Raw genomic sequence first — 15,937 nt, 5'->3', positions numbered from 1 at the left:
GGCTAGCGTTGAACAAACGTTGCGCGATGTTTAAAAAATAGTTGCGCCACATTTTGCTCTATTTGCTTAGCAATTACTATTTCAGGCTCGTCTTTGATCGCAGCTAGCGCTTTGAATATTGCAATAATTCGTAAAGGTGAATTCTTTTGTCCTTGCATACCGAAAATAGGCATAGCGGGCGCGTCGGTTTCTAATAACAAACTGGATAACGGTAAGCGTTTTATTGCGTTGATGGTTTTCTTGGCTCTTGGGTAAGTAATCGTGCCGCCAACACCTAGCTTAAAACCTAAATCTACATAGTCTTTCGCTTGTTGATAACTGCCGGAAAAAGCATGAATAACCCCAGCGTTATCAAGCTTATATTGCTTTAATAAAGGCAGTATTAAGGCATGAGACTTACAATGATGTACTATAACAGGTAAATCATTGGCTTGGGCGAGCATGAGCTGCATTTCAAATAAACGTTGTTGTAAACTGAGGTTCTTTTTCAATGCATGCTCGTCTGGCATACTGTTTTTTGCTTTTACAACATCAATACCACACTCACCCACGGCGACAATTTTTTTACGATGGGTGGCAATAGCTTGCTGTAGTTGCTCGGTTAAGCAAGCCAGGTTTATACTGCGCCCTATACAAGCGCTGCGCATGTCTTGCTCTATGATAAACCAAGGGTGAATACCTAAGCTGCAAGCAATGGTTAAGTGTGCGTTTTCTGTCAGCGACAACACCCTTTGCCAATGCTGGGGCTCAACGCCAGGGACAATAATTTGGTGAATGCCCTCAAGGTTACATTGCTGTAAAAGGGGGGTGAGGTTGTCACTAAACTCGGGGAAATCAAGGTGACAGTGGCTATCAGTAAATTTCATTATTGTCCTTTAACTTGTCAGTAATATCCTATTGTATAAAATAGTAATCACAATGAAGACCAATTTTACTAAATTATTACCCACGTGTGCTGATTAAACAATTCCATGGCGTCGTTGCTCTTAATCACAAGAGCTCGCTATTGCTCAATCAAGCGCCTTGCTTACATGGGTGAGTGTTCAAGCTGATCTTAAAGGGTAAAAAGCAAAAAGCACAGTACTGAAGTATATCAGCACTGTGCTTTTAATCGCGGTATTAGCGTTTATTAGTAAAGTATTACCCAATAAATGCGCGTGCATTGCGGAACATACGCATCCAAGGTGAATCTTCACCCCAGCTGTCAGGGTGCCATGAATGAGCTACCGTTCTAAAGACACGCTCAGGGTGTGGCATCATAATGGTTACGCGACCATCGGTGGTTGTTAAGGAGGTAATACCGTCCGCAGAGCCGTTAGGGTTTGCAGGATAGGTTTCTGTCACTTCACCATAGTTATTAACAAAGCGCATTGATACTGTGCCTGAGTTATTGGCTGCATCAATTGCTTCTTCAGAGGCAAACTCAGCATGGCCTTCACCATGAGAAACAGCAATTGGCATACGAGAGCCTGCCATCCCTTTAAAGAGTACAGACGGGCTGTCTTGAATTTCAACTAATGAAAAGCGGGCTTCAAAACGCTCTGACTTATTCTGTACAAAGTGAGGCCAGTGTTCCGTACCTGGAATAATCTCTTTTAAGTTAGACAACATTTGGCAACCGTTACAAACACCTAAACTAAAGGTATCTTCGCGCTCAAAAAAGGCTTTAAACATGGCACGCGCATTGGCGTTAAACAAGATTGATTTTGCCCAACCTTCCCCAGCGCCGAGTACGTCACCATAAGAGAAACCACCACAAGCGACTAAACCATTAAAGTCTGCTAAGTCTGTGCGGCCAGATAAAATGTCTGACATGTGTACATCAATAGCAACAAAGCCTGCCCGGTCAAATGCTGCCGCCATTTCAACGTGCGAGTTAACCCCTTGCTCACGCAAAATAGCAATACGAGGGTTAGTAGCCTTTCCGTTAGCAGAATTAGCTGCATCTTTGACAATTAAATCAGCAACGATGTCTTCGTTAATATCAAAGGTCAGTGCAGTATTTAAACCAGGATCTTCAGTGTCAAACTTAACGTCATGCTCTTGTTGGGCACACTCTGGGTTATCACGCAGAGATTGCATTTTATAAGTTGTTTGTGCCCAAGTTGTACGGTAATACGTACGAGAGTTTTCTAGCACCACTTCGCCGTCGCGGCTAAAGCGAATTGTATCTTCATTATTCAATGTACCAATAACGTTTGCGTGCTCTGCAATACCAAACTCAGTTAATACTGCGTTTACTGCGTCAAGTTCACTGTTAAGGACTTGAATTACGCCCCCTAACTCTTCACTAAATAATGTGGCTAAATCATCACTTGCGCCCTTGGATAGCTTGCTAATATCAATATCAACGCCGGTGTGACCAGCAAAAGCCATTTCAGCAACAGTGGTAAATAATCCCCCGTCTGAAATATCATGGTAAGCAATCAGTTTCTCTGCGCGAACCAGGGTTTGCATAGCATTAAAAAAGCCTTTTAACACTTCAGGGTTATCAACATCGGGGGTTTCATTACCTAATTGTTTATAAACTTGCGCTAAACACGACCCCCCTAAACGTTTTTTACCTTGTGATAAATCAATAGCAATCAGTGACGTGTCGCCTAGATCAGAGCGAAGCTCAGGCGTAACGGTTTTGCGAATATCTTCTACAGCACCAAAAGCGGTGATAATAAGTGATAAAGGCGAGGTGACAGACTTCTCTACACCGTTTTCTTCCCATTGGGTTTTCATCGACATTGAATCTTTACCCACAGGGATTGTTAAGCCAAGAGCAGGACAAAGCTCTTCACCAATCGCTTTAACAGCTTCGTATAACCCAGCGTCTTCACCTGGGTGGCCAGCTGGCGACATCCAGTTAGCAGAAAGCTTAATACGGTTTAATCTTTCACCATCAGCACCTGCAATATCAGTACCGGCAATGTTGGTTAATGACTCAGCAACTGCTAAACGCGCCGACGCACCAAAGTTAAGTAATGCCACGGGAGTGCGTTCACCTAATGACATGGCTTCGCCGTGGTATGAGTCAAGTGCTGCTGCGGTAACACCACAGTCAGCAACAGGCACCTGCCAAGGGCCAACCATTTGATCACGGTTTACCATACCAGTCACACTGCGATCGCCAATGGTGATTAAGAACGTTTTTTCTGCAACAGTGGGCAGGCTTAAAATTCTTGTTGCAGCATCTGCTAGACTTACATCAGTAAAATCTAACACATCACCAACCGCGTTTGCTGACTTCACATCTTTGATAATTTTAGGAGTTTTACCTAACAGTACATCAAGGGGTAAATCAATGGGGGTATTAAGAGCTTCATCGTCTGCAAAATGCTCATCGGTTACCGTTAAATGCTCTTCTTCAGTTGCACGGCCAACAATTGCGTACGGAGCACGCTCACGTTGACATATTTCTTCAAAAACGGCGAGGTTGTGGTCTGAAACAGCAATAACATAGCGCTCTTGAGACTCATTACACCAAATTTCATGTGGTGCCATGCTACGCTCGTCGTTTGGTACTTTACGCAGTTCAAAAATACCGCCACGTCCACCGTCTGCGACTAATTCAGGGAAAGCGTTAGATAAACCACCAGCCCCTACATCATGAATAAAGGCGATTGGGTTTTGTTCACCTAACTGCCAACACTTATCAATAACTTCTTGGCAACGGCGCTCCATTTCTGGGTTCTCGCGTTGTACAGAGGCAAAGTCTAAGTTTTCAGCCGATTGCCCCGAAGCCATTGAAGAGGCTGCGCCGCCACCTAAACCAATATTCATCGCTGGCCCACCTAACGCTATTAGGTGCGCGCCAACGATAATTTCACGCTTTTGTACATGCTCATCACGAATATTACCTAAACCACCGGCGAGCATAATAGGTTTGTGGTAGCCACGTACTTCAACCCCATTGAATGAGTTCACTTCTTCTTCGTAAGTACGGAAATACCCTAAAATAGCGGGACGACCAAATTCATTATTAAAAGCTGCGCCACCAAGCGGAGCCTCCATCATGATGTCAAATGCAGTAACAATACGGCTTGGTTTACCAAAGTCTGTTTCCCACGGTTGGACAAACTCAGGAATACGTAAATTAGAGACAGAAAAACCCACTAAACCGGCTTTGGGTTTTGAACCAATACCCGTTGCGCCTTCATCACGAATCTCGCCACCACTACCGGTTGCTGCGCCAGGGTAGGGAGAAATAGCCGTAGGGTGGTTATGGGTTTCGACCTTCATTAATATTTGAATGTCTTCATGGTGATAGCCATAAACATTAGTTTGCGGGTTAGGGAAGAAGCGACCAGCCTTATTCCCTACCATGACCGCCGCGTTATCTTTGTACGCACTTAACACGTAATCAGGGTTAACTTCGTGGGTATTACGGATCATTTTAAATAATGACTTTTCTTGTTTAACGCCATCAATGGTCCAGTCAGCGTTAAATATTTTATGGCGACAATGCTCAGAGTTTGCTTGGGCAAACATGTAAAGCTCGATATCATGCGGATTTCGACCAAGCTTTGTGAAATTTTCAAAAAGATAATTTACTTCGTCATCAGCTAAGGCTAAACCTAACTCAACGTTCGCGTTAACTAAAGCCGCTTTCCCGCCATGTTCAATATCAATAACGGTTAATTTACCTGGTTCGCTGCTGGCAAATAATAAATGGGCTTGGTCAAAGTCATTAAAGATACTTTCCATCATGCGATCATGTAATAACGCATTAAGTTGTACTTCTTGCTCGGTCGTTAATACAGCACCGTCTTGCAAAGTAATGTAATAAGCAATGCCGCGCTCTAAACGAATCACGCTGGCAAGACCACAGTTATGGGCAATATCAGTCGACTTTGACGACCAAGGAGAAATAGTACCCGGACGTGGCGTTACCAAAAGAAATAAACCATTAGGCTGGTGTTCTTCGATGGTTGGCCCATAGGTGAGTAATTGTTGTAAAACTTTATCTTCGCTTGGGCTTAATGCGTCACTAAGGTGAGCAAAATGGGCAAATTCAGCATAAATGTCGTTTACAGGCAGTTGTAATTTTTCACATTGAGCTAAGAGTTTTTCAACTCTGAAATCAGAAAGTGCTGGAGCGCCACGAAGGTTTTTAATTAACGTAGTCTTAGGCATCGTCATAGGGTAATCACCAAGTTTGTATAGGGTTTTTTAAGCAGGCTAAGCATTGGGACTAGCCTAAGCGAAAATTATTTCACACAAGTTAAAGTTTTGCGTTGATAACGCGTTGTAATTTCGCGCGTAGTATAGTTGAAAACTCTACTTTTAGTAAGGGTTAAAGCTTTATGTTTAGGTGAAAAATTAACATTAAAAAAAAATGCTTGGCTAACAAGGAAATACACGACACAATTAGCGTATGAAATTTATCAGTAGTAACCTAACATTAGCGCGCGTAATAAAGCATACTTTATTCGCTTTTATTTTGCTAAGCACATTGTCTTCTTGTGGTGAAAAAAGCCAGCAGGTAAGTCTTGAACGTATTATTAAACGTGGCTACGTTACCGTGGGCACTTTATATGGCGCGAACAGCTTCTATACTCAAGGGAATGACCTTAAAAGCAATGGTGCTCAAGCCGATGCTTATGCAGGGTTTGAGTATGAACTAGCCAAACAATATGCGGATTACCTTAATGTAAAGTTGAAAGTTGTTGCCAGTTATTCACTCGATGAGCTGTTTAGTAAGTTAGACACGGGTGAAGTAGACATATTAGCAGCCGGTTTATCGGTTACCACACAGCGCTTGTCGCGTTATAACTTTGCGCCTAGTTATAGTAAAGTGAGTCAAAAATTAGTCTTTAAACAAGGGAACAAAAGGCCTAGAAAAATTAATGATTTAACAGGGGAGTTGATGGTGACCGCTAGCTCTAGCCATGTAGAAAATTTAAATGAGCTAAAGCGCGTTAACCCAGACCTTAGCTGGGTTGAAACAACCGATTTTGACCGAGAAGAGTTACTGGCTAAATTACTGGATGACGAGATTGATTACACCATTGTTGACAGTAATACCTTAGCCACTAACCGTCGGTATTACCCTGAAATAAGCGTGGGTTTTACTATACAAGAAGCTGAGCCTTTAGCTTGGATGCTTAATAAAAAGAGTGATGATGCTATTTTGGCAAGTTTAGTTGAATTTTTTGGTCAAGTTCATCATAACGGTAGCTTGCTCGCACTTGATGATAAATACTATGGACATATCGAGCAATTTAATTATGTAGAAACACGTACATTTATTAAAGCCGTTAAAACGCGTTTACCTCAATATCAACCACTGTTTGAAAAGTATAGCCAAGATATTGACTGGCGCTTACTGGCCGCCATTAGTTATCAAGAGTCTCATTGGAAACCCCATGCACGCTCTCATACCGGTGTTAGAGGTATGATGATGTTAACCTTGGCCACGGCAAAACAAATGGGTATTAAAAGTCGCTTAGATGCAGAGCAAAGTATCCGAGGTGGCAGTAAGTACTTTCGGCGCATGATAGCTAAAATGCCAGATAGAATTCCACACCCAGATCGTATTTGGTTTGCCTTAGCTTCGTATAATGTTGGTTTTGGTCATTTAAATGATGCCCGCATTATCACACAGCGACAAGGAGGCGACCCTGACCGTTGGGTTGAAGTTAAAAGTCGCTTACCCTTACTACAACAAAAGCAATATTATAAAAATACTAAGTATGGCTATGCACGCGGTAGCGAGCCTGTTCACTATGTTGACAATATTCGTCGCTACTACGACACGTTAACTTGGCTAGACGATAAATCAACAGCGGCAATGGAAGCTGCTGAAAATGCGGCGATTGAAGACGCTATTGCGGCTGCTGAAAAAGCCGCGATAGAGGCAGCCATTGGTGCGAAAAACAATACCGAAAACAATACCGAAAACAATAGCGAAAACAGCACTGATAATAAATAACTTAGCTAAATCAGTAGGGTTGCTCATATTGCCTTGCTCTGTGTGGAGAGTATTTATATTATTGTCATATTAATGTCATCTTTATCGATAATAATCATTAGCGAAAGATAAAAAGTGATTAATCAACCTGAACTCGGTTTAGCCATTGTTAATTATGGCAATAAGTAAGCGCTTTTTGCCTTGAGTCAGGCTTCAAATAAAGAGGTAATTTTATGAAAAACAGAAGACAAGCATTATCAACTGCAAGAAAAAAGCAATTGAAAGTACAGCATCATAAAATGAATGCACGGCGTCAATTCTTTTTTAATCAACTAGTCAAAGGTGAAAAAACAATAACGCACAGTTAACGGTTATTGTTTTCTTTGCTCATTTTCTTTGCTAACTTTTTTTCGCTGCGTCGGCGCTTGAAAAAGTGAGATAATAGTGCGCTACATTGCGCCGCCATAACCCCTTTGTCTACGGTAATTTGGTGGTTTAGTAGCGGAGAGTCGACCAAGTTGAACGCCGTGCCTGCAGCACCTGTTTTAAAATCAGGGCACGCATACACCAAGCGCTGTATTCTACTATGCACCAGTAAACCGGCACACATAGGGCAGGGCTCAAGGGTTACGTATAAAGTACAGTCGACTAACCGGTAATTATTCAAATGTTGCCCTGCTTGGCGTATCGCTAGCATTTCTGCGTGGGCAGAGGGGTCGTTAAGTAATATAGACTGGTTAAACCCTTCACCAATAATTTTCCCTTGGTACACAACCACAGCGCCCACCGGTATTTCATTATGCTGCTCAGCTTGTTGAGCAAGTTCAAATGCCCGTTGCATAAAGGCTTGATCGTGTTGGCTATTAACAAGTGTCATCAGAGAAACAGCGCTAATAAATCGTTTAAATAACGTTGGCCAAGCGGTGTTACTTGCCAAGTCTCTTGGCGTGGCAATGGCGCCGTTTGCTTATTTTTTTCACCATGGTTAAGTGGTGCATCAGTGCAAATCATTAATGACTTCTGCTGTGCTTGCGCTAATATTGGTAAAATAGTATTTGCAGCTAAGCCTGTGCGTTGTTGAAAGTGAGTCAGGGTAAAAGGAGAAAACAAGCGTAGTTGGTTCATCATATATTCAAAAGGTAACTCTTGCTCAGTTACCCGGGTTAACTGGGTTAATGGGTCACGGTTTGGCTCAAGATAGCCTTTAGGGTGTTTTACTTTTACTGTACGTTGTACTGTTTGGTTAACCACATCAGTAATTTTACCATGAGCACCACATCCTATACCTAGGTAGTCACCAAACTGCCAGTAGTTAAGGTTATGTTGGCATTGATAACTACTTGCTTGCTCATCTGTTTTTGTGGCTGGTTTTTCTAAATAAAACGCAGATATTTCATATTGTTTATAGCCAGCATCGGCTAATAGCTTAAAGCCTTGATTTTGAATATCCGACAAGGTGTCATCTTGTGGCAACTTAGGCGGCTTAGAATGAAACGCGGTATTAGGCTCAATGGTAAGTTGGTACCATGAGAGATGGTCTGGCTTGAGGCTAATGGCTGTTGTTAAGTCGTCTAACGCATTTTCAATACTTTGATTAGGTAAACCGTGCATTAAATCTAAGTTAAAGCTATTAACACCACAAGCTTTAGCCAGCTGAGCAGCTTGTTTGGCTTGATTAACGTCATGAATCCTACCTAGCTTAAGCAGTTTTTCCGATTCAAAACTTTGTACGCCAATAGATAAGCGGGTAACGCCAGCTTTAGCAAAGCCGATAAATTTTTCAGCTTCTACTGTACCGGGGTTTGCTTCTAGGGTTACTTCTATTTTATTGCTGGTGTGAGTACGGGTGTTGGCAAAACGTGCAAAAACCTGGTTCAGTAACGACTCAATTGCACTTGCTGAAAATAAACTGGGGGTGCCGCCGCCAATAAAGATAGAGTGTAGAGGTCTATCTTGCAGGGAAAAACGGGTAATATCGGCGTCCAAATCAGCAATTAAGGCTTGAACGTAATCTTGCTCAGGAATTTGTGCTTTTAAAGCATGAGAATTAAAATCACAATAAGGGCATTTTTCTACACACCAAGGGATATGAATATATAAAGAAAGCGGTGGTGCTGTTAACAAGTTGGTACTCACTATTGTTTAGTCTGTTTCTGTTATTGGCTTGATAAAAGTTTTTATATTTTATCAAGCTTAGCGCTCAGAGTTATCAAGCATTATGTCGCTAGTTTTTTAACAAGCTGCGCTAACGCTTGGCCACGGTGGCTTAGCTTGTTTTTAACATCGCGGGGTAATTGCGCCGAAGACAGTTGTAAATCAGCCTGCCAAAAAACAGGATCATAACCAAAACCTTGTTCTCCCTTCCTTTCTCGGCTAATACTCCCTTGCCAAACCCCATGACAAATAATAGGGGTAGGGTCATTTTCATGTGCCATATACACAAGTACACAATGGAAGCGAGCTTGGCGTTGGTCGTCAGGCGTGTCCTCTAAAGCCTTAAGTAGTTTATTTGTGTTGTCGTCATCGGTGACATGCTCGCCAATAAGATCACAAGCATAGCGGGCAGAGTGTACGCCTGGGGCACCATTTAATGCATCGACTTCAAGGCCAGAGTCATCAGCAATTGCCGGTAACCCTGTTACTTTAGCGGCATGACGCGCTTTAATAATGGCGTTCTCGACAAAGGTAGTTCCTGTCTCTGCGATGTCAGGAACATTGAAGTTACTTTGTGGCACAATTTCTATTGAGTGTTGAGTGAGTAGGCTGGCCAATTCTTTAACTTTACCTTGGTTACCCGTGGCTAGAACTATTGTCGACATAGGAAAAATACGCTGTAGCAGAAAATTATTGCCGCTTATAATACGGCAAAAAGTGAATAGGTGCTAGGTTTGAGACACTAGGTTTAAGATGTTAGCTTAGGTAACTAGACGCTAAGTGGGTTTGATAGCACTTAGCACCCAGTGTTTTGTGCTTAATCAGCGTAAAATTTTTGTGAAAACTTTAACGTTTGTTGTTCTTTACCGTCGTTAATTTCCAGTGTGAAATGCATGGTTTCTTCATCGCGATAACTCACTTGAGCTAAGTAATAAATTGCATCACCTTCTTTGACTTCTTCAAACGCTAGCGTTTTAAATTGGCCTAAATTATTTTTGGCTTTGCCGACAATGCTGACCGTTTTAGCAGGCTTGCCAGCTTTGGTGTTATCTAGTACTGAAATATTGATTAAACCATTGTATCGGCTGCGTGTTATGCCATAGGCTTTGGCTACTTCAGGTGTAAAAAAAGTAGAGCCTATTGCCATGTAGTGTACGTTCATTGAGCCTAAAGACTTCATGTTTTCGGCGTTAGCATTGGTTACTGTAAATAAGCCCAATGTGATGGCGACTAACAATTTAATGAGTGAAAAGTTCATGTTTGCTCCTAATAATAGCGGGTACAGGGTCTGCTCTGTTATAAACTAGGCTATAACAGAATAGACCTTTTACAGTACTTTTTATAGCGTAAAACCAATATTTTTTACTACAATGCGCCCCAGTAAGGCAAACTGTTAGCAAGAAAAATATTAATCACGTTCATCGCTAAAAAGGCAACAATCATGGAAAGATCTAAGCCACCAATATTAGGAATAACACGCCTGATCGGGTTTAAAAACGGCTCGGTGAGTTGATAGAATATCGCCAAGGTTGGGTTGTAGCCTTGTACTACCCAGCTCATTATTGCCATAATTATCATGATCATAAACAGTAAAAAGCCAGCTTGTTTAAACAAGACTAATAAACCAATATAAAATGACAATACGCCTAAGCTTTCACCTGCTATTGCAGCTAAGGTGAAAAACTTTAAACTAGCAACGACATAGGCTATTAATACTGTGGCTAAGTCTAGCCCACCTAAACCAGGAATAACGCGGCGCACCGGAACAACCAATGGGTTACTTATTTTTACAATGAATTGGCTCAACGGGTTGTAAAAATCAGCTTTTACCCATTGTAACCAAACTCGCATAATCAATATCATTAACAGCGCGTCGAAGACGAATCTAAGCAAATAAATAATTGCTTCCATTGTTTTTCCTTTACGTAAATAAAATTATTATAAACTAATCGTTGTGTTATAAAACACTATTTTGCCATTTCTTGCGCGCGCGCAATAGCAGCATTCATGGCATTTTTCACTATTTCATCTAACCCTTCGCGTTTAAATTGCTCAATAGCCGCATGTGTTGTTCCCCCTTTAGAGGTAACATTACTGCGTAAAGTGCTAATGTCGTCCTCGCTATTTTGTGCCACCATTTGTGCAGAGCCTAGCGCGGTTTGTTGCACTAACATACGGCTTTCTTGGGCAGTAAAACCTAATGCTATCGCATGTTTTTCCATTGCTTCCATAAATAAGAAGTAGTAGGCAGGGGCAGAGCCGGCAACAGCAATAACGTCGTTAATTTTCTCTTCAGTTGCTAACCAAATAACCTTGCCGACAGCAGACATTAACTTATCACTGGCCGCTTTTTGTTCGTCGGTTACTTCTTTTGAAGCAAATAATCCGCTCATCCCTAGGCCTAATTGTGATGGCGTATTTGGCATAACACGAACAAGGGCAGCCTTGCAGTTTAACGCTTGCTGAATTTGTTCAACCTTTGTGCCAGCCGCGACAGAAATAAATAACTTGCTGTTTACCTCAAGCGCACTACTTAGCTGTGTGCATACATCACAAATAAAGTGTGGTTTTACACTGAGCACAATAATATCGGCAAAGCTTGCTGCAGCAATATTGTCACTGGTTTCTTGTACGCCAAAGTCCTTAGCAAGTTGTACTCTTTTTTCAGGGGAAGGGTTGGCAACCATAATATTATTGGCGGCTACACCAGCGTTAACTAACCCAGCAATAATTGCACGTGCCATGTTACCTGCACCAATAAATGCTATTTTTTTCATAAAATTTCTTACCTTTTTTGTTCAAACACTGTTCAACCAGTGTTTTTATTGAATTTACGTTGGCGATAGTTGTTTACGGTCTTTACTATTTAGTACTCATTGGGCTTAACTTCTTGCCCCAAAAATGGCGGTGCCAATTCTAACCATGGTTGAACCATGAGCAATGGCTAAGGCTAAATCGTTCGACATTCCCATAGAAAGCGTATCTACACTTGAATATTGGGCTTGTAACGCGTTAAACAAGTGCTGCATTTTTGCATAACTTGCCGCTCCAGCATTTTTTTGTGGAATCGCCATTAAGCCACGCAAGATGAGTTTATCACATTTATTAACGGCTTCAGCTAAAGAAAATACCTGGTCGGCCATAATGCCAGATTTTGACGCTTCTTCGCTAATATTGACTTGTAAACAAATGTTTAGCGAGGTATCTTGAGAAGGATTTTGTTGATTTACATTCGTTAAATGGTCATTTAAGCGCTGCGCTATTTTAATTCTATCAACACTATGAACCCAGTGAAAATGTTGTGCGATTTGTTTGGTTTTATTTGATTGAATTGGCCCAATAAAGTGCCAGCAAAGATCAGGTAAATGTGACAACTTGGTGATTTTTTCTATCGCTTCTTGTAAGTAGTTCTCACCAAAGTCACGTTGCCCTGCTAAGTACGCTTGTTCTATCGCCGTTATAGGTTTTGTTTTACTTACGGCGAGCAGTTTAATCAGGTTTTGTTCACTGTGAGTTTGTGGTTTTGTGTTTGGCTGAGTTTTCTGAGTAACTGCTTGTTCAGCCACGCTGAGGTTAGTCGTAGCATTTGCCGCGGTTGCTGCACGGTAAGCTTGATTGATTTGTGATTTTACAAGGTGAATATTTTCGTTAATTTGGTTCATTTTTTAATTACTAAGCATTGGGTCAACTATATTTTTATTAATACTACCAGTTTGTTAGATTGGTATAAAACGTTACCACTGATATTTTAACTGATACACCACCGAGGTTTTTTATGGATATTACCGAATTACTTGCCTTTAGTGTGCAACATAAAGCGTCCGATTTACATTTATCAACAGGAAGTCCACCTTTGGTTCGCGTTGATGGCGATGTGCGTAAACTCAATATACCTGCTTTTGACGCTAAAGACGTCAACGCGTTAGTGTATGACATTATGAATGACCGTCAGCGCAAAGAGTATGAAGAAAACTTAGAAGTGGATTTCTCTTTTGAAGTTCCTAATTTGGCCCGCTTTAGGGTGAACGCCTTTAACCAAAACAGGGGCCCAGCAGCAGTATTTCGTACCATTCCTAGTGTGGTTTTATCTCTTGATGAGTTAGGCTGTCCCGATATTTTTAGGGAAATTTCAGACACGCCACGGGGGTTAGTGTTGGTAACAGGCCCTACCGGCTCGGGTAAGTCTACTACCTTAGCCGCCATGGTTGATTACATTAATGATTCAAAAAATGACCATGTATTAACCATTGAAGACCCAATTGAGTTTGTTCACGAAAATAAAATGTGTTTAATTAACCAGCGTGAGGTTCACCGTGATACGCTAAGCTTTGAAGCAGCATTACGCTCGGCGCTTCGCGAAGACCCAGATGTTATTCTTGTTGGTGAAATGCGTGACTTAGAAACCATTCGTCTTGCCATGACAGCCGCAGAAACAGGGCATTTGGTTTTTGGTACCTTACACACCACCTCAGCACCTAAAACTATTGACCGTATTATTGATGTGTTTCCTGCCGCGGAAAAGTCGATGGTGCGCTCTATGTTGTCAGAGTCACTTCGGGCAGTTATTTCTCAAACACTGATTAAAAAAGTGGGCGGCGGCCGTGTGGCTGCGCATGAGATTATGATAGGGACACCAGCAATACGTAACTTAATTCGTGAAGATAAAATTGCACAAATGTATTCCTCTATTCAAACGGGTATGTCTCATGGTATGCAAACAATGGATCAATGCTTACAGAACTTAGTGAGCCGTGGTCTTATCACCAAGGCAGCAGCAATGGAGAAAGCAGTCGATAAAAATCAATTTAAAAGCTTTTAACGGGTAACCGGTTCAAGTGAATCAGGTGTAAATTAATACGATAGGAATACCAATGACTTTTCATCAGTTATTAGAAAAAATGGTTGCCGAAGGTGCTTCTGATATGTTTGTCACTGCTAAGTTACCTGTTAGTGCAAAAATTAATGGCGAGTTAGTGTCTATTTCTGACCATGCATTAAGCGCAGAAGAAGCGTTAGGTTTAGTGCATAATGCCATGAGCGAAAAGCAAATTCGTCAATTTGATGAAGAAAAAGAATGTAACTTTGCCATTTCAGTTGAAGGCATAGGGCGTTTTCGTATCTCTGCCTTTTGGCAACGAGACATGGCGGGTATGGTGGTCCGTCGCATTGTTACCGAAATCCCCAACGCCGACGACCTTGGCTTACCGCCAATTCTTAAAGATGTGGTCATGTCAAAACGTGGCTTGGTGCTGTTTGTGGGGGGTACAGGTACTGGTAAATCAACGTCAATGGCATCACTCATTGGTTATCGAAACCGTAATTCCCGTGGTCATATTTTAACCATTGAAGACCCCATTGAGTTTGTGCATGAACACGGTAAAAGTATGATTACTCAGCGTGAGGTGGGGCTAGATACTGAATCATTTGACGCTGCGTTAAAAAGCTCTTTGCGACAAGCGCCCGATGTTATTCTTATTGGCGAAATTCGAAGTCGAGAAATAATGGAACATGCCTTAAGTTTTGCTGAAACCGGCCATTTATGTATTGCCACCTTACATGCCAATAATGCTAACCAAGCGATTGACCGGATTATGCACTTAGTGCCTTCAGACCAACACGCTAAGTTGTTATTTGATTTAGCATTAAATCTGCGCGGCATTATCGCACAGCAATTAGTACCAACAAAAGACGGTAATAGCCGTGTTGCTGCCATCGAAATACTACTTAACTCTCCTTATATTAGTGAACTTATTAAAAAAGGGGATGTAGGTAGCATTAAAGAAGTGATGCAAAAATCAAATGAACTGGGTATGCAAACGTTTGACCAAGCGTTATTTAAGCATTATCAGCAAGGGCTTATAACTTACGCTGATGCCTTACATCATGCAGACTCACCCAATGATTTACGCTTAATGATTAAACTGCGCAGTAACGAACAAGGCAGAACAGGTGGGTTGGCAGGAGTTACCTTAGATGGTTTTGATGATTAAAAAACAATCAGTAAACAAAACAATTGCTTAAGGTAGCATGAGTTAAGTCTAACTCAGCTTATTTAGGTGTTAAGCGCTTTTTATACCTTAACGCAAGCACCTTGAGCAGGTCACGCCATGTAATAATGCCTATGGGGAAGTTTTGTTTATCAACAATAGGTAAAAAGAAACCCGCTTGTAGTGTAACCATAATACAGCGCCAATTGCACACTTTCACCAGAAAAAGTGTAAATTTATTGTGTATTAAATTGTTTTCGATTGTGACACGAAAATAACCAGTTGAAATAAATACATTAAAATTATAGATTACCAAGCAATAAATTAAATGTTAGTTGGTTGAACCTTGCACAAAAAAGGTTTTTATCCAGTCTAATAAGCTGTTATGTGTTAATCAATTGTGGAGAATATTTAGGTGAAGGATGATCAATTCAAAGCGTGGGAAATCACACGCGCGAAGGGTAAATTAAACTTTTTTCTATTTAGTGGTGTTTTATCTTACGGCTTACCGATGTTTATAATGATGGCATTTATGAACAAGCCTTTTGCCGATGGCTTTACTTCCAAAGCAGCAATTATCCACTGTGTTGTCTGGCCTATTGCTGGTTTATTTTTTGGTGTAATTATGTGGTACGTTACCGAGCATAAATATAAAAAAGAACTGGCTTGTCGTAGTTAACACATAACAAGTCAATCAAGCGGGACACGCAACAGTTGGCTAGGTTTCGCTCCGCTACACATCTTAGCCAACTATTACTTAGCCCCTTATTGGGGCGTTGGTATGACTCCCCACGTCAAGTTAAACCATAAAAATCTCTGCTTTTTTTCGAGCCATATTCGCTTTATGTTTAAAAAATGAGTTAACGCAGTAGATGAAGCAAGTAATTTCGTCGGT

At 41.4% G+C, this 15,937-nt stretch carries 15 protein-coding genes; 5 read left to right on the top strand and 10 right to left on the bottom strand.

The window, feature by feature from the left end; genetic code table 11:
* Positions 1-2 precede the first annotated feature (2 nt).
* Together AC0UA9_RS10730 and purL are read right to left on the bottom strand one after the other, a co-directional pair.
* Complete coding sequence (locus AC0UA9_RS10730; protein WP_475659909.1) at positions 3-866, bottom strand: TatD family hydrolase; 864 nt, start codon at positions 864-866, stop codon at positions 3-5.
* A 274-nt stretch (positions 867-1,140) separates the two neighbouring features.
* Positions 1,141-5,124 carry a phosphoribosylformylglycinamidine synthase gene (gene purL, locus AC0UA9_RS10725; protein ID WP_475660210.1) on the bottom strand — a complete coding sequence of 1,328 codons (3,984 nt, stop codon included), beginning with the start codon at positions 5,122-5,124 and terminating at the stop codon, positions 1,141-1,143.
* Between the two features lie 241 nt (positions 5,125-5,365).
* Between purL and mltF the strand changes: the two genes are divergently transcribed.
* The gene (gene mltF / locus AC0UA9_RS10720) at positions 5,366-6,922 is read left to right on the top strand and encodes a membrane-bound lytic murein transglycosylase MltF (protein ID WP_475659907.1); all 1,557 of its coding nucleotides are present in this window, start codon (positions 5,366-5,368) and stop codon (positions 6,920-6,922) included.
* Positions 6,923-7,134: 212 nt separating this feature from the next.
* Positions 7,135-7,269: a hypothetical protein gene (locus AC0UA9_RS10715; protein ID WP_475659906.1), complete on the top strand. Its 135-nt coding sequence runs from the start codon at positions 7,135-7,137 to the stop codon at positions 7,267-7,269.
* On the opposite strand, the gene tadA is transcribed toward AC0UA9_RS10715, so the two are convergent.
* From tadA to AC0UA9_RS10680, 7 genes are all read right to left on the bottom strand, one after another.
* Positions 7,266-7,778 (bottom strand): tRNA adenosine(34) deaminase TadA, encoded by a 513-nt coding sequence (tadA, locus tag AC0UA9_RS10710; RefSeq protein WP_475659905.1) that lies wholly within the window; start codon positions 7,776-7,778, stop codon positions 7,266-7,268. The two genes, AC0UA9_RS10715 and tadA, sit on opposite strands and share 4 nt — an antisense overlap.
* Positions 7,778-9,037, bottom strand: a complete 1,260-nt coding sequence (hemW, locus tag AC0UA9_RS10705) for a radical SAM family heme chaperone HemW (RefSeq protein ID WP_475659904.1) — start codon at positions 9,035-9,037, stop codon at positions 7,778-7,780. The genes tadA and hemW overlap by 1 nt, the downstream gene beginning before the upstream one ends.
* A gap of 80 nt (positions 9,038-9,117) precedes the next feature.
* A complete protein-coding gene (rdgB, locus tag AC0UA9_RS10700) occupies positions 9,118-9,720 on the bottom strand; it encodes an RdgB/HAM1 family non-canonical purine NTP pyrophosphatase (RefSeq protein ID WP_475659903.1) in 603 nt (200 codons plus the stop codon).
* Between the two features lie 152 nt (positions 9,721-9,872).
* A complete protein-coding gene (locus tag AC0UA9_RS10695) occupies positions 9,873-10,313 on the bottom strand; it encodes a DUF4426 domain-containing protein (RefSeq protein WP_475659902.1) in 441 nt (146 codons plus the stop codon).
* A 107-nt stretch (positions 10,314-10,420) separates the two neighbouring features.
* Positions 10,421-10,966 carry a YggT family protein gene (locus tag AC0UA9_RS10690; protein WP_475659900.1) on the bottom strand — a complete coding sequence of 182 codons (546 nt, stop codon included), beginning with the start codon at positions 10,964-10,966 and terminating at the stop codon, positions 10,421-10,423.
* 56 nt (positions 10,967-11,022) lie between these two features.
* Complete coding sequence (gene proC / locus AC0UA9_RS10685; RefSeq protein ID WP_475659899.1) at positions 11,023-11,832, bottom strand: pyrroline-5-carboxylate reductase; 810 nt, start codon at positions 11,830-11,832, stop codon at positions 11,023-11,025.
* 105 nt (positions 11,833-11,937) lie between these two features.
* Positions 11,938-12,717 carry a YggS family pyridoxal phosphate-dependent enzyme gene (locus AC0UA9_RS10680; protein WP_475659898.1) on the bottom strand — a complete coding sequence of 260 codons (780 nt, stop codon included), beginning with the start codon at positions 12,715-12,717 and terminating at the stop codon, positions 11,938-11,940.
* A 113-nt stretch (positions 12,718-12,830) separates the two neighbouring features.
* Here AC0UA9_RS10680 and AC0UA9_RS10675 point away from each other — a divergent pair, with 113 nt between their 5' ends.
* Together AC0UA9_RS10675 and AC0UA9_RS10670 are read left to right on the top strand one after the other, a co-directional pair.
* Positions 12,831-13,874, top strand: coding sequence for a type IV pilus twitching motility protein PilT (locus AC0UA9_RS10675; RefSeq protein ID WP_475659896.1), 1,044 nt, complete (start codon positions 12,831-12,833; stop codon positions 13,872-13,874).
* A 52-nt stretch (positions 13,875-13,926) separates the two neighbouring features.
* Positions 13,927-15,045 carry a PilT/PilU family type 4a pilus ATPase gene (locus AC0UA9_RS10670; protein WP_475659895.1) on the top strand — a complete coding sequence of 373 codons (1,119 nt, stop codon included), beginning with the start codon at positions 13,927-13,929 and terminating at the stop codon, positions 15,043-15,045.
* A 58-nt stretch (positions 15,046-15,103) separates the two neighbouring features.
* On the opposite strand, the gene AC0UA9_RS10665 is transcribed toward AC0UA9_RS10670, so the two are convergent.
* Positions 15,104-15,235 (bottom strand): hypothetical protein, encoded by a 132-nt coding sequence (locus AC0UA9_RS10665; protein WP_475659894.1) that lies wholly within the window; start codon positions 15,233-15,235, stop codon positions 15,104-15,106.
* Positions 15,236-15,457: 222 nt separating this feature from the next.
* Between AC0UA9_RS10665 and AC0UA9_RS10660 the strand changes: the two genes are divergently transcribed.
* Positions 15,458-15,721: a hypothetical protein gene (locus AC0UA9_RS10660; RefSeq protein WP_475659893.1), complete on the top strand. Its 264-nt coding sequence runs from the start codon at positions 15,458-15,460 to the stop codon at positions 15,719-15,721.
* The last annotated feature ends 216 nt before the right edge of the window (positions 15,722-15,937 follow it).

The sequence above is a fragment of the Colwellia sp. F1 genome (genome assembly GCF_056238625.1).
Note: the sequence above shows the minus strand (reverse complement) of the source record. Positions and strands in the feature narration are given on the sequence as shown.

What these genes read in the sequence shown, in the direction of transcription:
- AC0UA9_RS10670 (WP_475659895.1), top strand. Translation starts at nt 13,927, where the DNA reads ATGACTTTTCATCAGTTATTAGAAAAAATGGTTGCCGAAGGTGCTTCT.
- tadA (WP_475659905.1), bottom strand. Translation starts at nt 7,778, where the DNA reads ATGACACTTGTTAATAGCCAACACGATCAAGCCTTTATGCAACGGGCA.
- AC0UA9_RS10665 (WP_475659894.1), bottom strand. Translation starts at nt 15,235, where the DNA reads ATGGTTACACTACAAGCGGGTTTCTTTTTACCTATTGTTGATAAACAA.
- AC0UA9_RS10680 (WP_475659898.1), bottom strand. Translation starts at nt 12,717, where the DNA reads ATGAACCAAATTAACGAAAATATTCACCTTGTAAAATCACAAATCAAT.
- purL (WP_475660210.1), bottom strand. Translation starts at nt 5,124, where the DNA reads ATGCCTAAGACTACGTTAATTAAAAACCTTCGTGGCGCTCCAGCACTT.
- mltF (WP_475659907.1), top strand. Translation starts at nt 5,366, where the DNA reads ATGAAATTTATCAGTAGTAACCTAACATTAGCGCGCGTAATAAAGCAT.
- AC0UA9_RS10715 (WP_475659906.1), top strand. Translation starts at nt 7,135, where the DNA reads ATGAAAAACAGAAGACAAGCATTATCAACTGCAAGAAAAAAGCAATTG.
- proC (WP_475659899.1), bottom strand. Translation starts at nt 11,832, where the DNA reads ATGAAAAAAATAGCATTTATTGGTGCAGGTAACATGGCACGTGCAATT.
- AC0UA9_RS10690 (WP_475659900.1), bottom strand. Translation starts at nt 10,966, where the DNA reads ATGGAAGCAATTATTTATTTGCTTAGATTCGTCTTCGACGCGCTGTTA.
- rdgB (WP_475659903.1), bottom strand. Translation starts at nt 9,720, where the DNA reads ATGTCGACAATAGTTCTAGCCACGGGTAACCAAGGTAAAGTTAAAGAA.
- AC0UA9_RS10675 (WP_475659896.1), top strand. Translation starts at nt 12,831, where the DNA reads ATGGATATTACCGAATTACTTGCCTTTAGTGTGCAACATAAAGCGTCC.
- AC0UA9_RS10730 (WP_475659909.1), bottom strand. Translation starts at nt 866, where the DNA reads ATGAAATTTACTGATAGCCACTGTCACCTTGATTTCCCCGAGTTTAGT.
- AC0UA9_RS10695 (WP_475659902.1), bottom strand. Translation starts at nt 10,313, where the DNA reads ATGAACTTTTCACTCATTAAATTGTTAGTCGCCATCACATTGGGCTTA.